The organism is Lysinibacillus sp. HST-98 (assembly GCF_016757845.1).
Classification (GTDB): domain Bacteria; phylum Bacillota; class Bacilli; order Bacillales_A; family Planococcaceae; genus Lysinibacillus; species Lysinibacillus capsici.
On sequence record NZ_JAENHX010000001.1, the window covers coordinates 326,588 to 344,884 of the forward strand.

Annotated in this window: 21 protein-coding genes; 3 read left to right on the plus strand and 18 right to left on the minus strand. The window is 38.9% G+C overall.

Annotated features, from left to right (window positions below; all coding sequences use genetic code 11):
- Positions 1–20: 20 nt before the first annotated feature.
- Complete coding sequence (locus JIN86_RS01690; RefSeq protein WP_009370292.1) at positions 21–449, minus strand: NUDIX hydrolase; 429 nt, start codon at positions 447–449, stop codon at positions 21–23.
- A 69-nt stretch (positions 450–518) separates the two neighbouring features.
- Here JIN86_RS01690 and JIN86_RS01695 point away from each other — a divergent pair, with 69 nt between their 5' ends.
- Positions 519–1,010 (plus strand): GNAT family N-acetyltransferase, encoded by a 492-nt coding sequence (locus JIN86_RS01695; RefSeq protein ID WP_202341119.1) that lies wholly within the window; start codon positions 519–521, stop codon positions 1,008–1,010.
- 30 nt (positions 1,011–1,040) lie between these two features.
- Here the strand turns inward: JIN86_RS01695 and JIN86_RS01700 are convergent, their stop codons facing one another.
- From JIN86_RS01700 to JIN86_RS01775, 16 genes are all read right to left on the minus strand, one after another.
- Entirely contained in the window at positions 1,041–1,379 is a 339-nt protein-coding gene (locus JIN86_RS01700) for a cupin domain-containing protein (RefSeq protein WP_004231385.1), read from the minus strand.
- Positions 1,380–1,399: 20 nt separating this feature from the next.
- Positions 1,400–1,936, minus strand: a complete 537-nt coding sequence (locus JIN86_RS01705; protein WP_004231381.1) for a hypothetical protein — start codon at positions 1,934–1,936, stop codon at positions 1,400–1,402.
- Between the two features lie 120 nt (positions 1,937–2,056).
- Positions 2,057–2,209, minus strand: a complete 153-nt coding sequence (locus JIN86_RS01710; RefSeq protein ID WP_004231380.1) for a YpzG family protein — start codon at positions 2,207–2,209, stop codon at positions 2,057–2,059.
- Between the two features lie 108 nt (positions 2,210–2,317).
- Positions 2,318–3,490 carry an amidohydrolase gene (locus JIN86_RS01715; RefSeq protein WP_004231379.1) on the minus strand — a complete coding sequence of 391 codons (1,173 nt, stop codon included), beginning with the start codon at positions 3,488–3,490 and terminating at the stop codon, positions 2,318–2,320.
- 18 nt (positions 3,491–3,508) lie between these two features.
- Positions 3,509–4,696 carry a hypothetical protein gene (locus JIN86_RS01720; protein WP_004231376.1) on the minus strand — a complete coding sequence of 396 codons (1,188 nt, stop codon included), beginning with the start codon at positions 4,694–4,696 and terminating at the stop codon, positions 3,509–3,511.
- A gap of 224 nt (positions 4,697–4,920) precedes the next feature.
- Positions 4,921–5,226, minus strand: coding sequence for a DUF3784 domain-containing protein (locus JIN86_RS01725; RefSeq protein WP_202341120.1), 306 nt, complete (start codon positions 5,224–5,226; stop codon positions 4,921–4,923).
- Between the two features lie 11 nt (positions 5,227–5,237).
- Positions 5,238–6,521, minus strand: a complete 1,284-nt coding sequence (locus JIN86_RS01730) for an alpha/beta hydrolase (RefSeq protein ID WP_202341121.1) — start codon at positions 6,519–6,521, stop codon at positions 5,238–5,240.
- A gap of 13 nt (positions 6,522–6,534) precedes the next feature.
- Positions 6,535–7,614: a DUF1648 domain-containing protein gene (locus tag JIN86_RS01735; RefSeq protein WP_202341122.1), complete on the minus strand. Its 1,080-nt coding sequence runs from the start codon at positions 7,612–7,614 to the stop codon at positions 6,535–6,537.
- Positions 7,615–7,621: 7 nt separating this feature from the next.
- Positions 7,622–7,999 carry a GntR family transcriptional regulator gene (locus JIN86_RS01740; RefSeq protein WP_009370283.1) on the minus strand — a complete coding sequence of 126 codons (378 nt, stop codon included), beginning with the start codon at positions 7,997–7,999 and terminating at the stop codon, positions 7,622–7,624.
- Between the two features lie 555 nt (positions 8,000–8,554).
- Positions 8,555–8,932 carry a carboxymuconolactone decarboxylase family protein gene (locus JIN86_RS01745; RefSeq protein WP_202341123.1) on the minus strand — a complete coding sequence of 126 codons (378 nt, stop codon included), beginning with the start codon at positions 8,930–8,932 and terminating at the stop codon, positions 8,555–8,557.
- Between the two features lie 203 nt (positions 8,933–9,135).
- Positions 9,136–10,515 carry an argininosuccinate lyase gene (argH, locus tag JIN86_RS01750; RefSeq protein ID WP_202341124.1) on the minus strand — a complete coding sequence of 460 codons (1,380 nt, stop codon included), beginning with the start codon at positions 10,513–10,515 and terminating at the stop codon, positions 9,136–9,138.
- 81 nt (positions 10,516–10,596) lie between these two features.
- The gene (locus JIN86_RS01755; RefSeq protein WP_004231366.1) at positions 10,597–11,790 is read right to left on the minus strand and encodes an argininosuccinate synthase; all 1,194 of its coding nucleotides are present in this window, start codon (positions 11,788–11,790) and stop codon (positions 10,597–10,599) included.
- 288 nt (positions 11,791–12,078) lie between these two features.
- Complete coding sequence (locus tag JIN86_RS01760; RefSeq protein WP_202341125.1) at positions 12,079–12,885, minus strand: CPBP family intramembrane glutamic endopeptidase; 807 nt, start codon at positions 12,883–12,885, stop codon at positions 12,079–12,081.
- Positions 12,886–12,959: 74 nt separating this feature from the next.
- Positions 12,960–13,754 (minus strand): MerR family transcriptional regulator, encoded by a 795-nt coding sequence (locus tag JIN86_RS01765; protein WP_004231362.1) that lies wholly within the window; start codon positions 13,752–13,754, stop codon positions 12,960–12,962.
- Between the two features lie 109 nt (positions 13,755–13,863).
- Positions 13,864–14,619 (minus strand): SDR family NAD(P)-dependent oxidoreductase, encoded by a 756-nt coding sequence (locus tag JIN86_RS01770; protein WP_202341126.1) that lies wholly within the window; start codon positions 14,617–14,619, stop codon positions 13,864–13,866.
- A gap of 8 nt (positions 14,620–14,627) precedes the next feature.
- Entirely contained in the window at positions 14,628–15,617 is a 990-nt protein-coding gene (locus tag JIN86_RS01775) for an MBL fold metallo-hydrolase (RefSeq protein WP_202341127.1), read from the minus strand.
- 347 nt (positions 15,618–15,964) lie between these two features.
- On the opposite strand from JIN86_RS01775, the gene proC reads away from it, so the two are divergent.
- Together proC and namA are read left to right on the plus strand one after the other, a co-directional pair.
- Positions 15,965–16,768 carry a pyrroline-5-carboxylate reductase gene (proC, locus tag JIN86_RS01780; protein WP_202341128.1) on the plus strand — a complete coding sequence of 268 codons (804 nt, stop codon included), beginning with the start codon at positions 15,965–15,967 and terminating at the stop codon, positions 16,766–16,768.
- A gap of 48 nt (positions 16,769–16,816) precedes the next feature.
- On the plus strand, positions 16,817–17,827 hold the full coding sequence (namA, locus tag JIN86_RS01785) for an NADPH dehydrogenase NamA (RefSeq protein ID WP_202341129.1): 1,011 nt from the start codon (positions 16,817–16,819) through the stop codon (positions 17,825–17,827).
- Between the two features lie 50 nt (positions 17,828–17,877).
- Here the strand turns inward: namA and JIN86_RS01790 are convergent, their stop codons facing one another.
- Positions 17,878–18,156 carry a YuzB family protein gene (locus JIN86_RS01790; RefSeq protein ID WP_202341130.1) on the minus strand — a complete coding sequence of 93 codons (279 nt, stop codon included), beginning with the start codon at positions 18,154–18,156 and terminating at the stop codon, positions 17,878–17,880.
- Positions 18,157–18,297 lie beyond the last annotated feature (141 nt).

Here is an 18,297-nt window from a genome sequence, read left to right on the forward strand (position 1 = left end):
GCGGTTTTATTATAATAGGTTCAATTTCTCACCTTTGCTAACAATCGGTATAAATAATCGCCATGCCCCTTTGCTAGCAGGGCATCTTGCTCAGCTGAAATCCAATAGAACGAAAAGATTAAATCCCTTTCGTTTAAGCCTGTTGGATGATGTTGCCATGCATCCCGTGTTTCATCGGATGTTAAATGATAAAAATACCGTTTCTGTAAAACACCTGATGGATGATTAAAATAGTCCTGTGCTATTAACGCTTGAACGACAAGTGTGGTTAGACCTGTTTCTTCTAGCATTTCACGTTTCACAGCGTCTAAAGGTGTTTCCCCTTCCTCAACCGTACCTTTGGGCACCTGGATACCTGCCCCAACTGAATTCTGTTCAAATACGAGTACCTGTAATTGATCCTCATGCGTTCGCGTAATATAGCCAAATGCTTTTTCAATTACTTGCATGAAAGTGACCCCCTTTGAATGATTGAATGTTACAATAAAGAAAAAAATTGGAATTGCAGGTGAAAAGTGTTGACACTTATTATACGACAGATGCAAGAAAATGACATTACTTTTGTACAAGAAATTGCTAGAATAAGCTGGCATCATACATACGAAAGAATCATTCCACGTGACATTCAAGATCGTTTTTTACAACTAGCCTATAGTCGAGAACGATTAATCAAACGTCTTATCAACAGTCCGTTTCTTGTTGCAATTTTTGACGAATGGCTAGTAGGCTTTGCTAATTTTTCAAATGTAACACAAGGTGAGGCAGAGCTACATGCGATTTATTTACATCCTCATATGCATGGTAAGGGCGTGGGTACCGCACTTTTACAGGAAGGACTACGCATGCTCCCAAATCTATCGTCTTTATTTGTTTGTGTAGACAAAGAAAATAAAATTGGTATGCATTTTTATCAAGCAAAGGGATTTGTAGCAATAGAAGAATTTGATGAACAATTTGATGGTCATCTACTTAAGACAGTTAAATTGGTTAAACAATATGAAAAAGTGTAACGGTTCTTGCAACTACCGTTACACTTTTATTTATGTAAGATTTATCTGCTCCGCTTGGATAACAAGTGCTGTTAAGCCAGTTATACTACCAGATTCATGTGCCTGTCCTTGATGCCATAGTACTCCCTGTCCCGTCTTTATGGTGATTTTTTCACCATCTTCACCTCTTATCCATCCTTCGCCATTAATAACGATAAATAGCTGTGGAACAGGGGCTTCATGCATACCAACCACTCCACCTGACTCAATATAGATGAAACCGATCGTCGTAGGCACTTCTGTTTTCGTGATTTTTCTATAGAATGTATCGATGGATTGGTATTGATGAATGGGGTTTGCTAAATCTTGTGTAAATTGTATCAGTTGCATTTCGCAAAAATCCTTTCTTATTAGGCTAGTTCTTCTTCAGCAAATGCTAAAAGAGTTCCATCTTCTTTTTTGATATAAAAAGCAAATGCATCATAGCCATTTCTTTTAATCGTTTCCCAGTTAGTGGTTTCTCCATTGATAAGTTGAACATTTTCTTGTTCATCTACCTCATAGTCGTCTATTTCTTCGTCATAGTCGATGTTATAGAAAAATGATAATATGACTTTTGTTTCGGGTAAATTATATTTTTCTAGTGGACGGTTGTCACGGTGATTCTCTGTATACGCCTCACAAAATAGCGCATTATAACCATGTAGAGTCGCATCAAAGAGCAAAATTTCCTCGGCGGATAAAGGATCTTTAGCAACGATTCTAGCGGTTGGGCCTGTAATATAAGGCATTTCCTCCCCTTCAATCATTAGTAAATCACCGTAATACCAAATTTCAAATTGTTCATTGCCTGCACTAGAATGAAGCTGAAACTGGGATTCAACATCATCTAAAATTTGGACGTTTCCTGCAAATTGCTGTAGATAAATGGGAATAGGATTAATCATAGCTTTCCTCTCCTTTTCTGTTAGATATTACTTTCTTACAATATAATACATCTTTCTTAGTCATAAAGAAAAACCCAGAATTTTTTTCTGGGCTTGATGACACTTACTTTTCTAGCATGATTAAAACTGACGGGCCTTTGCTTCACTTCGCAAGAGACGGTTATGGAGAGTAATCTCCGTTTCACCATTTACTTGCGATTTTGATCGCTTAATCCTTGACCAGTTGCGGTGGATTTTTTGAGATTTGGGGTCTAGTTGTTCGAACCTACTCATTTTTCATCCTCCTCATCATTATAGATTTCATAAGTGAAATCTTCTTTATTATGACCAGCTAAGGTGAATTTATACTAATTTCATAAGAAGCTTAGTTACTTCACTTTATTAGTTTTCGCTTAACCAAGTTAACGCATATTGTACATATAATTCGGCTCCAACGCGCAAACCATCTTCATCGATATTAAAATGGCCGTTATGATGTGCCCAGCGTGTGTCCTTTTCTGTATTGCCTGAGCCTACTAGAGCAAAACAGCCAGGTACTTCATCTAAGTAAAAGCTAAAGTCTTCTCCACCCATTGTCGGATCATCAACATGATAAGCATCCACGCCAAAATGTTCAGCTGCAAGGCGCTCGACTAAGCTGGCACTCGCCACATCATTGTTGACGGCTTGTGTACCATATTCATAAACGACCTCTGCTGTGCCACCATAAAGTGAGGCAATCTGGTCAGCATAATGACGAATTTGCGCTTCGATATGTGAACGGACCTCTTGATCAAAACAGCGCACAGTCCCTTCTAAAATGGCATCTTCAGCAATTACATTAAAGCGTGTGCCAACCTCCATTTTTCCAATTGTAAGAACGGCAGGTTGAAGTGGATTGACTGTACGTGCCACAACTGTTTGGACATTCAAAGCAAACGTTGAAGCAATCATTACGGCATCAATGGCATCATGTGGGACTGCGGCATGACCGCCCTGCCCTTTAAAGCGCACTTTGAAAATATCAGCAGAGGCAAAGGCAGGACCTTTATTACACTGAATTTTCCCTGTGTCAATTTGTGACCAAATATGAATACCAAAGACGTTATCTACACCTTTCATTGCTCCTTGCTCTACCATCGCTTTTGCGCCTGTAGCTACTTCTTCGGCTGGCTGGAAAATAAAACGAACTGTTCCCTCAATTTCTTCTTGTACCGTATGTAATGTCTTAGCTGCAATCAGCAACATGGCTGTATGCGCATCATGACCACAGGCATGCATCTTACCATCCGTTTTAGAGCGATACGGAATATCTTCTCGTATTTCATAAACTGACAATGCATCCATATCCGCACGTAAGGCAACGGTTTTTCCTTCCCTGCCCCCTTTTAACTCCGCAATAATGCCTGTTGGCTCTGTTCGTCTATACGGAATACCAAGGTTCTCTAAATACGTTGCTACATAATTCGTTGTTTCATATTCTTCCCAAGAAAGCTCTGGCTCACTGTGCAATTTTTGACGAATCGTCACAAGCTCACTATTTAATTCCGCAATAATGCGTTTAATATTGTTCATGATTACTCTCTCCTTGTTTTATAACCAACTTACGAAAATACCTGCTAAAATAACAGATGTTATCGTTACACTAATGAAGCCGCCTACAAGCATCGGTGGCAACATATGGCTTAACAGTATTTCACGTTCTTTTTCATCGGTTGTGGACGATTTCACTACTTCATTCGTTAAAATATAATCTGCTGGGAACCCATAGAGCGCTGTTAAGGATACAGCAAACGCTAAATTCGGGCTGACCTTTAACACTTTCCCTGCGATGAAAGAGAAAATATACATACCAATGACTGCTAAGACAATAGACACTACTAATGGCACAATAATACGCATCAGCATTTCAGGGGAAGCTTGTTTTAAGCCATCAAATATAAAGAGCATTAACCCCATAATGGCAAAACCGAAGCCATTTGCTTTTTGCAATGGTTGTCTTTCTAAAAAACCAAATGTCGATGCAAGGACACCAAACACTAGGCATAGCACTAATGCATTGACTGTCACAACAGGTGCTAATGCTGTAGATGTACCATACGCTAATAATCCAACAAGCGCTAAACGGAAAAATTTAAAGTATTCTGTATTGTACTTGGCAGGAATTTTCCTCAATAATTTTGGTTGCTCAGATGACTGTTCAACATCTTCCTCTACCTTTGTTATCGATTGTATATTCCCTTGATGGTGTTCTTTTAATAAACGTTTTGCTTCACGCTTCAATACAATGGACGTGATGGGGTATCCTGCAAAACCTTGAATGACGTAAATCACAATGGCAAAGACGGCTAGATCCTCTAAGCCAGCTGCAGAAGCGCCTTCTGACATCACTAGTGCTGCCACAACACCACCGACTAATGGTGGAACTGCAACAATCATCGTTTTTAAATCAAATAGCAAGGCACCAATTGTAAATAATATGGCGATGATGCCTACAATACCAGCTATAGAAATAACGATGGCTTTCCACTGGTTTTTCAATTCCTTAAGGGACAGAAGTGTACCCATATTCGTAATTAATAAATACATTAACATCGTGGCAACGACTGGACCAATCCCGGCAATACTAACAATATCTTTTGGGAAGAATGTCCAATAGCCAATTAAAAATAATACCGCACAGACGAACACAGATGGAATCCACGCCTTCGTTCTTGTTGCTACGATATCTCCGATGTAAAGAATAGCAAGTACTATCGTCAGTGCTAACATTTGCGACATATCAAAGAATTCTCCTAACTTAGTAATTTTTTAATGTCACCTATAATAATACTAATTATTCTCAAAATTCTACTTTTACAGAAAAGAAGAAAAACAACGTATGAACGAGCATATTCGTGACACTAAAATTACGATTTTCCAAATATTTAGATTTTAAAGAATTTTCGTAAAGCGCTTACAAAAAAAGAGAACCATTCTAAAATGGTTCTACTTTGTTTTACATGCTATTTTTTACTTGTGTTTACATAGATCAATAAACATATCGTAAGGGCGACAAAAAGTACAAGACCTACATGAAATAACCATTGTGTATGGAATAATTCGTTTAGTATCCATAAAAGGACACAAAAACAGTAGCCATACATCATTTTTCCCATAAATCTTGCCAGTGCCTTTTCATCATAATGTTCTTTTTCCTCCTGTGCCATCGTATGAAAGCCAGCAAGTAGAAAAGCTCCTTTACCTTGTGATAGAACAATGGCGAAGATGAGAAACGGCAGCATGATAATTAAATAGACAATTACTCCCAAGGTTCATCATCCTACTTTTCATTTTTAATAAATTGCTCAATTGCTGGTAGTAATTCATCATGCAATGGCAGCGAAGGGTCTGCATAGGTTGCTAAGTTTTTGGCACGATCGGCTGGTGCCTTTTTCAATACGTGATTCATACCCGTTAGATAAAGTAATTTTGCCTCTTGTTTGCCTTTTTTCAATGCCTCAGCATCGGCTTCCTTCACTTGTAAATCCGTTGTTCCTTGTACTAGCAATACATGGCTTTTTACTTTTGCAAGCTCATGAGCAGGTTGATATTTTAGCAAGGAAATCAGAAAAGGCTGTACAGATGGACGGAAAAGGGCTTGTAGCTCTGGCGAAATATTTTTCACTTGCTCCCCTTGCTTTAAAGCTGTCAAAATATTCGTGGATTCATTGAAAAGCTTTGGTGCTAATTGACCTTTTAATTGCTCTAAAAGCACTTCATCTAACGATCTACCTGCACCGGCAATGGAGACAAAGGATGCTACGCCTGTCTTTTGAGCCGCGAGCAAACCAATGAGTGAGCCTTCGCTATGGCCAATCACATGGACACTTGTGTAGGCTTTATCAGCCATCAATGTTTGGATAATTTGTACAGCATCATCAACGTATTGGTCAAACGTTCCATCCTCTTCCTTTGTTAAGAGCGCTTGATTGTCACCAAGTCCTCGCTTATCATAACGCACTGTCGCAATGCCCTGTTGTGCTAAACCTTCCGCCAACATTTTCAAGCTATTATTTTTTCCAGCCAATGCGGAATTACCATCTTTATCAGTTGGCCCCGATCCTGCTATTATCAGTGCCACTGGTGATGGAGATGGAGAAGCCTTTTCTACAGCTACCGTTAAGTTGCCGTTTTGCACGGGAATTTTTAATGTGTCATAGGTAACAGGTTGCTCTTTATAAGCCTTTAGTATTAAAGGAAATTTCCCACCATTTTGTTGAAATGTAGCCTCTATTTGTTCATTTTTGATTGTGCCATTAATGGCAATAGCCGAGCCGTTTAAATTGATGAACACTTTTACTTTATCACCTGTATACGTCACACTTTGAAATGGAAAATTAGATAAGCCCTGTGCTGGCACGGATAATGTTCCACTTTCCTTCTTTAAATCGATAATAATCGGTAATGGTCCATTTGGTGTTTCAATAGTTCCTTCCCATTTTCCAATAAACTGTTCATTCATTGCATTTGTCCCCTTTGATCCTGTTTGTTGTGCAGTGACCTCTTTTTGCTCACAGGCAGCTAAAAGTAAAATTGTACAGCAAATCAATAACCATTTTTTCATCAAATCTTCCTTTCTATATGAAAATCACCAATAAAATTGGCAGTAACGTAATAGCTATTAAGATGTAACACCATTTGTTCGCGAAATTAACAGTCCAACCGATTCCGAACTTTTTAGGCACTAATAAGGATGGATCATTTTTATTGCAATAAAAAATACCCCATTTCCAGTATTGATCATCTGTGGCAGCTGTTTCATTTGTATGTACCTCATCAAAACGTTCATTACTTTTACTGAGCTTCCAAATGAACACTAGTAAACCACCCAACGTAACGACATTAAAGACAAGAAAAAGTGGGAAGAAGTAGGGAGCCGTTTGGTCTTGTAAAATAACAGTTGTATAGTGTAAAACAACAAATAGAATTGTCATACTAAAATTAATGGCTGCCAGGTACCAGCTTCCGTATTTACGCTGAGTTAACTCCCGATGAATGGATGCTTCTTTGGCCTGTGCACTTAATTGGATTTTGGCACTTTTCATGCCTTGACTCATCATGAAAAAACTAGTTTGTATTGCCAATAATATAAGCGGCATACTGATGACCGAGAGCCGTGATTTTTGAGTCCAACCATCGACCTCTCCTGCTCCATTCCAATGTGTCGCAAAAACCTCTGGGATTGTCTCATAGTTCATGTACGTAAAAGCAATTAATGCAAGTGTGATGATGATGGGTACACTAAAAAATATAGGTGACAATGTTTCCTCTTTCTGACGGATAGACAAATCTGTCACATATACTGTTTTTATTTGTGTCTTCCACTGCTCCTGCACCTTTAATTTTTTCGTTTTAACATGATAACTCATGTAAAGACCTGATGACAAAAGGAGCATGACATACAAAAGAATAAAGGAAATTAAAGATACCTTCTCCTCTTGTATAGGTGAATGATAGAGAGCGATTTGACCTACTAAAAATAAGCCGGTAATCCCTGCGATGATTTGGCTATAATGCTTCTTCCACAGCTTTAATTGTGGATGTTTGACATAAGGTTCGGGTATGGAAACACCAAAAACAAGTGTTTTTCTTGTTAAATGTGGGGTTATCGTTTCCATAATTCCGACAATGATAAAGATGCCTACAATTATAAGCATACTACCCCTACTTCCATTGTTTTAAAATTCGCTGGAACAAACTTGTCATTTGCTCTTTTTCGAGGCCACGCGCAAAAGCCTCCGCCATGATAGGCTTCAAGGCATTTTCGACTTTTTCAACCTCCGTTTCTTCCAGCTCTCTCTTTTGACCACCAATAATGACCGCTTTTGCTTTCGGCTTCAATTCAATTAAGCCCTTCTCTTCAAGTTCATGATAACTTTTACTGACCGTGCTAACGTTAATGCCTAGATCTGTAGCCATCGAACGTACGGACGGTAAAGTATCACCATTTTTCAGCTCGCCTTGCGCAATGCATTCTATTATTTGATTGGCCAATTGTTTATATAGCTGCAATTCACTGTTTGGATCTAATTGTATTTGCATAAAACTCCCCCAATCTGTATTGCTTATAACCAAACAGAAATCTGTTATGTATAGAGTAATACAGATTTTCTCTAATGTCAAATGAAGGAATTTTTTATGGAGAGGGCTTTTTATGTGTGTAGAGAAGAGGTTTTGTCACAATAAGAGCGGGAGCCTTCCTTGGATGAGCGCTTTGAACTACATTTAGAGCGGGCTCTCCCCCCTTTGGAGCCCTTTGAGTCTCAGTTTGAGCGGATCTTGCGTACTTTAGATCTCATAGGAAACAAAAAGGACCCAGAATAATTCTGGGTCCATGGACACTTATTGCTTCTATTTGATTTTTAACTGATATGGTTTACACTTCTTCTTAATCTATAGCAAAACAGAATAGTCTGTTTCACCTTTAGGCTTAAGATTTATGAAGCTTCAACCTTCAACAGTTGTGGCGGACTTTCCTGAGATTCTTGGTCTTTGGGTGTTTGACTATTACTACTCATTCTGCATCCTCCCCATCAGATTAGATTAATAAGTGGTTCCTCTCTTATTATGAGCCTTCTTCTATTTTTTATACATGCTCTAGCTTTTTTCTGCAAAGACTTGTTGGGCTATCGTTAAAGCATTTTGCACTCTTGGAAAACCGATGTAGGGTACTAATTGTAAAAGTGTCTCGACCACTTCTGTCTGGGTCAAGCCTGCATGTAATCCACGCTGAATATGCGTTTTGGTTTGTGGTGCAGCACCTTGTGTAACAACTGCTGTTATCACGACAAGTGCTCGACTCTTTGCATCCAGCCCAGGTCGTGCATAGACATCACCGTAAGCAAATTCAATAATCATTTTGCGTAAATCGGGTGCGATATCGGCTAATGCATCGGATTTAATCATCCGTGCTGCTTCTTCCTCTGTCACATATTGTTTAATTGTTTCGAGCCCCTTTGTAAAACGTTCATTCATTTCTTCATCCCTCCTACATTTACTTATACAAAAACCCCAATTCCGCGTCTCCAGAATTGGGGATTGTCCTTCACATATGTAAGGTTCTCTTCTTCACGTCACCCTCTGGCTCAGTTGAAAAAGGATAAAGGTTTTCATAGTGCCTCACAGGACAGCTTTAATGAATATCTATGCAAAAAGTCACAAGGACATGCACGCAAAAATTAAATGGCTACAAGGCAGGCCTTCGCTTTTTTTATTTGGATTTTTACTTGTTCAAAGCCAGTACCACCTAAAGAATGACGGCGGCGAACAGCAGCTTCTGGCGCTAGTACATCATAAATATCCGCTTCAATTAAGGTACTTTCTTGCTGCATTTCTTCCAATGGTAAGTCTAATAAATAAATACCCTTTTGAATACATGTAAAGACAAGCTTACCTGTCACCTCATGTGCCTCACGGAATGGCATCCCCTTTGTTGCAAGGTAATCTGCTAGCTCCGTTGCATTTGAAAAATCAGCGTGAACAGCCTGATGTAAGCGTTCCGTGTTGACAGTCATTGTACGAACCATACCTTCAAAGATTTTAAGTGAACCAAGAATCGTATGAACAGTGTCAAACATCCCCTCTTTGTCCTCCTGCATATCTTTGTTATATGTTAATGGTGTGCCCTTTAACACCGTTAATAGGCCCATTAGATTCCCATAAACACGCCCTGTTTTACCACGAATAAGCTCTGCCATATCTGGGTTTTTCTTTTGTGGCATAATCGAAGAACCTGTTGAGAAGGCATCATCCAGTTCGATAAATTTAAATTCATCTGTAGACCAGATAATAATTTCCTCAGCAAAGCGTGATAAATGCGCCATAAGTAAGGAGGAATGACTTAAAAATTCCACGATAAAATCACGATCACTTACCGCATCCATGGAGTTTGCGTAAACCTCGCTAAACCCTAATAACTCTGCTGATTTTAAACGGTCAATCGGGAAAGTTGTCCCTGCCATTGCCCCAGCACCTAAAGGTAAAATATCAATACGTTTTATGGATTCTGTAAAACGTTGTTTATCACGCTCTAGCATCCAAAAATAAGCCATTAAATGGTGTGCAAAGGAGATTGGCTGTGCACGTTGTAGATGCGTATAACCCGGTGCAATCGTTTCAATATGCTCTTGTGCTTTGTCTAGAAGCGTTTGTTGGAACGTCACAATTAAATCAATGGCTTCCTGCACACGCTTTTTCAAGAAAAGATGCATATCCGTTGCTACTTGGTCATTTCGGCTACGTCCTGTATGTAGTTTGCCACCGACAGGACCTATTAAATCAATTAACATTTTTTCTAAATTTAAGTGAATATCTTCATTGGCAACGCTAAATTCAAGCTCACCCGCAATTGCCTTATCTTTTAATTGGGCAAGACCACCTAGTATGGCCTCTACATCAGCTGCTGGTAAAATTCCTGTGGCACCAAGCATTGTGACATGTGCAACACTACCTTCAAGGTCCTCTAGCACAAGTTGCTGGTCAAAGCCAATGGATGCGCCAAATTCGTCTACCCATGCTTCTGCTGATTTTTGGAAACGTCCACCCCAAAGTTTTGTCATGTCAGCTCACCTTTTCCTCGATTACTTATTAAAAGGTGTAGTACAAGCACAAATGCCTCACCACACCTTGCTTGTTCAACATTACTTTTTATTCACAGATGAGTTCACTACAGTTGGTAGACCCCATAACTCGATAAAGCCTACCGCGGAAGCGTGATTGAATTGATCTTCCTTCGAGTATGTTGCTAGCTTTTCACTGTATAATGAATTTGGTGATTTACGTCCTTCTACAATCGCATGTCCTTTAAATAGTTTCACACGTACTGTACCATTCACATATTGTTGTGTTTGCGCAAGGAATGCTTCAAGAGCATCACGTAATGGTGAGAACCATAGACCGTCGTAAATTAATTCAGAAAGTTTTTTCTCAATAACTGGCTTGAAGTGTGCTAATTCTTTTACAAGCGTTAAGTCCTCAAGCTCTTTATGCGCTGTTAACAGCACTTTAGCACCTGGAATTTCATAAACCTCACGAGATTTAATACCAACTAAACGATTTTCAACGTGATCGATACGTCCTACTCCATGAGCACCTGCTACTGCATTTAATTCTTGAATTAAATCAGCAAGCTTCATTTCTTTTCCGTTTAATGCTACTGGTTTACCAGCTACAAACTCGATTTCCACATACTCTGCTTCATTCGGTGCATTTTCAACAGAAACAGTTAAGCCATAAGCTTCTTCTGGTGGTGACACCCATGGGTCTTCCATGATGCCAGCTTCATTCGCACGGCCCCATAGGTTTTGGTCGATTGAGAATGGTGAATCCAATGTTGCAGGAATCGGTACATTATGCTTCATTGCATATTCGATTTCCTCATCACGGCTCCAGCCCCACTCACGTACTGGTGCTAATACCTCTAAATCTGGATTTAATGCTTTAATCGATACTTCAAAACGAACTTGGTCATTCCCTTTACCTGTGCAACCATGCGCAACAGCATCTGCGCCTACTTGATTCGCAATCTCTACTAGTTTTTTCGAGATAAGTGGACGGGAAAGTGCTGATACTAATGGATACTTTTGCTCATACCAAGTATGTGCTTGTAAAGAAATTAATGCATACCCTTCAGCAAATTCGTCTTTCGCATCCACCATATAAGATTCAATCGCTCCTACTTGAAGCGCTTTATTTTTTACGAATTCAAGATCTTTCCCTTCTCCAACGTCAAGACATACTGCAATTACGTCCCAACCTTGTTCTTTTAACCATGGAATTGCTACCGAAGTATCAAGTCCACCTGAATAAGCTAATACCACTTTTTTATTTGCCATTAAAAATGCGCCTCCATTGCTCTATCGATATGTATGTTTATACATTCATTTAAAAGTTTATACACGAATAGTATCATGTTATAAAAATAAATACAAGTGTATTTTTATAAATTCATAGACTTTTATTTTTATTGTCACAAGTAAGTCGTTCCTTGTATAAGGTTGGAAAGAATTCCATGGCAATTCACTCGAAAAAACGTTTTTTTACTATATATATAAATGTATACTATATAAATTTAGCAACGGACGAAAAAAAAGAATCCATGATACAAACTGGATTCTTTCTAGTTACTTGGCTGATTGTATCCTATACAATACTTTTTTAGGATTAATCAAAATAAGTAGAACGGCCACCGCCGAATATAAAATGGCATTATACATAATTAAATCAATTAGGTTTCCATTAATGGAGCCGATAAAAAAATTAAAGAGCTGATGAATAATAATAGGAATGATTAAATTCTGATTGATCGTATAAAATACTGTCATGATGATGGTCGTAGCTATAATCGTTAACATAAAGAAGAAGCTATATTTGATCAAATCCATTCCCATAAACCCTGTTGTAAGCCATATCGGTAAATGCCACATTCCCCACCAAAAGCCTATGATAATTGAAGCTATTAATGGCGAATACTTCTTTTGCAGTTCCAGCAGTGCAAAGCCCCTCCATCCTAACTCCTCACCCAGTGGTCCTGACAAAAGCGTTTTAACAAAATAAAAACTGAGCATGCCCCATGAAGACAGCGTAAAAATAGAGTTTTCTTCATAATTATTCATGATTTGAAACAAGATCATGATAAAGATAGCTGTTTGTATCATCACGATTAAAACAATTACTGAAAGTGACAATTTGTTTTTGAATTTTTGTTTGACAAAGTGGATAAAACGTTGCCCAGGATAGATTCTTGGAAATAGTAACGCAAAGGCAAAGGTGGATGACCAAGCCGATAGACAGCGTACGGTATCAAATAGCCAAGTAGGATAGCCTAATAGCTTGATGGCTCCTACAACACAGAAAAGTGGCCAAAAAATAATATTGGTTAAAATAATAAAGCTTGCTACTGGTTTTTTTAATTTCTTTTTTCTACGCAAGTAGATCCCCCATTTCATCTGAATATCTTCAGCATAAACCTAGGGGTTGCTCACAGGTCAAACCCATTTTGCCATTATTTTATCGGTACATACATTTCTAAAAAAATACGTTCAAGCCCTTCTTCATAAGTGGTAAGCAATAAGTTGATATAAACAAGCCCTAAAAGCTCATAGCCATTTTCCTTAGCTACTTTTCTTATACTAGCCTCTACTTTATTGTCTGTATTTTTGCCACCTGTTGACCAGCGCCCATCTTCAATAACTGTATAAAGACATTTTGGATGCGCTAAAACTTCACCTTTAATTGGATGATCGCTATTTTCTACTTTCCTGACAACCATAAATTTATTTTCGAGCATTCCGCTATCATCAAATCTAATAACTCTTCTTAAAGAAGTAAGAATTACCGCTTTCTTTATACTGTCTGCATTTTCTTTTAACGAATCATATTCATCATAGGCTGTATAATGATCTATTACGCCCATTATTTCTAATGGTTTCATTTCCTTTATAGTATACGTGCCTAGATATTGGCTAATTTTTTGACAATCCTCTTTTACAAGCTGGAGCTTTTTTAATTGTAGCTTTTTATAAGCTATTTCCTCTAACATTACTTGTTCTTTTTCTACTAACAATGATTGGATGCCCTCTATACTCTTGCCTTTTCTCAATTCCTGAATCTTTTTGATTTCAAAATCAATTTCTCTATAAAAATTGATTGTTGTGATATCATATATATCAAAATGATTGTATGTTCTATACCCATTCTCACTATTTTGCTGGGGCTTTACTAATCCTTTTTCTTCATAAAATTTTAAGGTATCTCTAGAAACTCCTAAAAATTTTGCAACTTGACCAATTGTATACATCTAAGTCTCCTTTTCAACTCTTCCTCTTTACTACTATAGCTATAAATATATGTAAATATGAAAAAACCGTAGACATGCACGTGAAGCATGTTTACAGTTTCAAATATTGTTATTTCTTATGGAAAAATGATTTGCCTAACCATTCAATGGTTGCAGGGGCTAATGCATACAATTTACTTGTTAATCCCATAATTCTAGGTAGATTAATTTCACGAACAGGACGATCAATCGTTTTCACTGTCTCTTGAGCTACTTCCTCCGCTGACAATAAAAAGCGCCCTAAGGATTCTCGGTAGCCACTTGTATCATTGGCTTTATCTAAAAATGGTGTATCAATGGGACCAGGATGGATAGCTGTCACTTTTACATTGTACGGAGCCAATTCCATACGCAACCCATTGGTAAAACCGACAATAGCATGTTTCGTCGCAGCATAGACACTCGCTTTTGGTGTGGCCACCTTCCCAGCCTGAGAACCAATGAATATTAAATGGCCCTGTTTGCGCTCTATCATCTTAGCGGCTAATCGTTTGGCAAGATAAATCGGTACACTAACATTTAATTCAATCATTTGCGCAATATCCTCATCCTGTAAAGCAGGGGCTACAGCAAACTTCCCTACACCTGCTGAAAGAATCGCTACATCAATCGGTGGTAGCTGCGCACAAACATCATCAAGTGTATGTAAATTGGTTAAATCCGCTTGGATCACTTGAGCACCTAAACGCTCTAGCACCTTTAATGCAACGGCATTGCGACCTGTGGCATAAACGGTATGCCCTTGAGCTACTAGTAATTCAGTTATTTTTAAGCCAACCCCACTTGTTGCTCCTGTCACAAAGATTGTTTTGTTAGGATGTTTCATGTATAAACCTACTTCCTTTGAAATAAATAGATACCTGCTTCTGTCTTCGTTGACGTAATATACCCATTGGCCTCTAGATAATCTAAATGACCAAGTGTTTTAGATAAAGTTAAACCAAGCTGATGCTGGAAGATAGCCGGATACAAGCGTTTTGTTACTTGGACAACTGTTAATTGATCATCGCCTAATAATTCAAAAACCTTCATTGATTGCTGGTGCTGTCGCTCTAATCGTTTATCAATTAACAACGGAATATCCTCTAGCTCTGCTCCATGCCCTGTATGCATCATTTTGACAGGCAATTGACGTAGAATTTCAAGGGATGCATTATATTGTAATAAAGATTTTGTACGTCCTACGGTACGATCCAATGGTGGCTCTATTAATGGATTGGGCGTTATTTTTTCAAGCAATAAATCTCCACCAATCACATGATGAGTTTTTTCATCCCAAAAAATGAAGTGACTTTGTGCGTGACCTAATGTTTCGATTGCCTTTAATCCTGGATGCCCAGGCACTTCATCTCCATCTGCCAAGATTTGCGTTAATGGCCGTTCCCCGACAAGCTCCAATTCACGACGAACATGGACACTTTTTGCAATATATTCTTGTGGTACCCCATGCTCCAATAAACGTTCACTGTAAAATTGTTCATGATAGCGTAAAAAGTCTTCATCATGACGAAGCCATTTGTCATTATAGGCATGCCCTAAAATTTCTGCATGTGGAAAAGCATCGACCCATCCCGCATGATCTGGATGATGATGGGTTAACACAACCTGTTCAATATCTTGCATGTCAAAGCCTGCTGCTCGAATCCCCCATTTTAAAGCATCATAGGCTTCCATTGTTTTTGGTCCAACATCGAAAATGCTAAGTGCATCGCCTTTTACAATAAATGCATTGACATCTCCTACTGCATAGGGTGTTGGTATTTCTATTTTGTATATAGACAAAGTTGTCTCCCCCTTTTCACGCACTTGTGAATACTGATTCATTCTATTTTACAAGTTTTTTCTGTTTTCGTCATCCTCCTGTTGACAGGTTGCCAATTCCTCACTATAATTTTGAATAATCTAATTATTTATGTGCGTTGAAGAAGACGAGTACGTAACTGGTGAAGGTGTTAGAGAGTGTTACATATGCTGAGAGTAACATCACCCGCTCCCATTACCGAACCTACTTCTGAGCAGTTATGCAAACATAACCGTTTCCCTTGCGATAAGAGGGCTAAGAGTTGTGCCAACAATTGGCAAACAAAGGTGGTACCGCGGAAACGAGAGCGTTTTCGTCCTTCTAGATAAGGACGAGAGCGCTTTTTTATTTTGAACTGGAGGTTTTGTTCATGAAAAAAATTTTATTTATCGGTGCAGGCTCAATGGCGGAAGCATTGATGCAAGGCTGGATTAAACAAAAGGTGTTCACACCACAGGAAATTTATGTCACCAATCGCTCTGACAAAGAACGCTTACATTTCTTACATGAAACATATGGTGTCCATTGTGTGTTTGATCATGCGATTTTTCAACAGGCAGATCTGATTATCTTAGCGATGAAGCCAAAAGATGCTATTGCTGCTATGTGTGATTTAAAGCCTAAACTTACATCACACACTGCTGTACTATCTATTTTAGCAGGCATTGCGATTGATACGATTACAGAATTTTTAGGGAGACGCCCAGTAGCAAGGGTGATGCCGAATACTTCCGCTACAATCGGCATGTCAGCAAGTGGCATTGCATTCAATATCGAGGTATCTGCAGACCAGCGTCTCCTTTTCCTCCAGTTATTAGAGGCTGTTGGCTCCGTTATTGAAGTCGATGAGGATCAGTTACATGCTGTCACAGCCCTTTCAGGTAGTGGCCCTGCCTATATCTATTATTTAATGGAAGCTTTTGAACGAGTAGGGACGAAGGTAGGCTTATCGAAAGATACAGTGCGCTTACTGATGACTCAAACACTTGCGGGGACAGCTGAGATGCTCAAGCAGTCATTAGATGAACCAGATGTCTTACGCAAAAAGGTGACGAGTCCAGGTGGCACGACGGAGGCAGGTATACAGGCATTAGAGCAATATCAATTTAATGAAGCGATCGAAGCCTGCATTAAAGAAGCGGAGGCACGATCTCGTTCACTTGCAAATGGGTAACATTATGTGCAAAATAGAGTGTATCACTAGGAATTAGGAGGCTTTATTTTGAGTAAATTATTCGAACCCTATACATTGCAATCTATCACCTTAAAAAACCGTGTTGTGATGGCCCCTATGTGCATGTATTCAGCACAAGACGATGGCATGGTAACACCCTTTCATTTCGTCCATTATGCAACACGTGCAGCTGGTCAAGTAGGCTTAATCATTTTAGAAGCTACTGGTGTTGTGCCAGAAGGTCGTATCTCAAATAAGGATTTAGGGATTTGGGATGATGCACATATTGAAGGATTAAGTCAATTAGTTGAAGGGATGAAAGCGTACGGCGCTAAAACAGGCATCCAGCTTGCACATGCTGGTCGTAAAGCAACAGTAGATGGCGAAATTTTTGCTCCATCAGCTATTGCCTTTAATTCAGACTATAAAACGCCAACAGAAATGACAGAAAAGGACATTCACTATGTCATCGAGGCATTTAAACAAGCAGCTGTTCGTGCCGCAAAGGCTGGCTTTGATGTACTAGAAATTCATGGCGCACATGGCTATTTAATTAGCGAGTTTTTATCACCTGCTACCAATAAACGTAAAGATCAATATGGGGGCTCACAGGAAAATCGATATCGCATTCTACGTCAAGTCATCGATGCTGTTCGCAGTGTATGGGATGGTCCTTTATTGGTACGTGTCTCTGCGGAAGATTATGCGGAAGATGGGACAACAATGGATGACTTTATTGTTTTTAGCCGCTGGATGAAATCTCAAGGTGTTGATTTAGTTGATGTGTCAACAGGGGGCGTTGTACCAGCAGCCATCAATGTCTTTCCAGGCTATCAGGTACCACATGCAGAAGCCATTAAGCATGGGACCGATATACCTACTGGTGCAGTTGGTCTTATTACAACAGCCATTCAAGCCGAAGAGATACTCCAAAATAATCGTGCAGATTTAATATTCTTAGCGCGTGTTTTATTACGAGACCCTTACTGGGCACTACATGCAGCTAAAGAGCTAGGAGAAGACGTGCAGCCTCCCGTACAATACGTTCGTGGTTGGTAATTACATTTCCATCAAAAAAACAGCTTGTGCTCCAGCAAGCTGTTTTTTCATTAGAAAAGTGGATTTTGTTTTAATTCTTCATCAATAGCCTGTACCAATGTCTCCGCGTCATCTGCTGTCACAACTTCTCCATTTACTATTGCAAAAATACCTTGCTCACAGATTTCACAATGGGATGTACAACCAGACTCCTCTATCTCAATATCTTCTCGCTCTACTAATACATCGTACGCATCTGCCGCACCAAGTGATAAATTAGTGATACAAAACTCCACTCTATTTTTTAGCTGCTGTGGTTCCTTCTTTTTTTTAAAAAGAGAAAATACCATGTTATTGACCTCCTACTCTCTAAAAATAATCATACCACAATTCCATAAACTTCATGAAAACTGTAGCGTTAAGCAAAATAACTTTCATAAAATATTATTAATCTTTAACATAAGTTTTTCTTATAAAATTAATGTACAGTC

Excerpts from the sequence above, each read along its gene's own strand:
- JIN86_RS01690 (WP_009370292.1), bottom strand. The coding sequence starts at position 449 with ATGCAAGTAATTGAAAAAGCATTTGGCTATATTACGCGAACGCATGAG.
- JIN86_RS01700 (WP_004231385.1), bottom strand. The coding sequence starts at position 1,379 with ATGCAACTGATACAATTTACACAAGATTTAGCAAACCCCATTCATCAA.
- JIN86_RS01705 (WP_004231381.1), bottom strand. The coding sequence starts at position 1,936 with ATGATTAATCCTATTCCCATTTATCTACAGCAATTTGCAGGAAACGTC.
- JIN86_RS01710 (WP_004231380.1), bottom strand. The coding sequence starts at position 2,209 with ATGAGTAGGTTCGAACAACTAGACCCCAAATCTCAAAAAATCCACCGC.
- JIN86_RS01715 (WP_004231379.1), bottom strand. The coding sequence starts at position 3,490 with ATGAACAATATTAAACGCATTATTGCGGAATTAAATAGTGAGCTTGTG.
- JIN86_RS01720 (WP_004231376.1), bottom strand. The coding sequence starts at position 4,696 with ATGTCGCAAATGTTAGCACTGACGATAGTACTTGCTATTCTTTACATC.
- JIN86_RS01730 (WP_202341121.1), bottom strand. The coding sequence starts at position 6,521 with ATGAAAAAATGGTTATTGATTTGCTGTACAATTTTACTTTTAGCTGCC.
- JIN86_RS01735 (WP_202341122.1), bottom strand. The coding sequence starts at position 7,614 with ATGCTTATAATTGTAGGCATCTTTATCATTGTCGGAATTATGGAAACG.
- JIN86_RS01740 (WP_009370283.1), bottom strand. The coding sequence starts at position 7,999 with ATGCAAATACAATTAGATCCAAACAGTGAATTGCAGCTATATAAACAA.
- JIN86_RS01745 (WP_202341123.1), bottom strand. The coding sequence starts at position 8,932 with ATGAATGAACGTTTTACAAAGGGGCTCGAAACAATTAAACAATATGTG.
- argH (WP_202341124.1), bottom strand. The coding sequence starts at position 10,515 with ATGACAAAACTTTGGGGTGGACGTTTCCAAAAATCAGCAGAAGCATGG.
- JIN86_RS01755 (WP_004231366.1), bottom strand. The coding sequence starts at position 11,790 with ATGGCAAATAAAAAAGTGGTATTAGCTTATTCAGGTGGACTTGATACT.
- JIN86_RS01765 (WP_004231362.1), bottom strand. The coding sequence starts at position 13,754 with ATGTATACAATTGGTCAAGTTGCAAAATTTTTAGGAGTTTCTAGAGAT.
- JIN86_RS01770 (WP_202341126.1), bottom strand. The coding sequence starts at position 14,619 with ATGAAACATCCTAACAAAACAATCTTTGTGACAGGAGCAACAAGTGGG.
- JIN86_RS01775 (WP_202341127.1), bottom strand. The coding sequence starts at position 15,617 with ATGAATCAGTATTCACAAGTGCGTGAAAAGGGGGAGACAACTTTGTCT.
- proC (WP_202341128.1), top strand. The coding sequence starts at position 15,965 with ATGAAAAAAATTTTATTTATCGGTGCAGGCTCAATGGCGGAAGCATTG.
- JIN86_RS01790 (WP_202341130.1), bottom strand. The coding sequence starts at position 18,156 with ATGGTATTTTCTCTTTTTAAAAAAAAGAAGGAACCACAGCAGCTAAAA.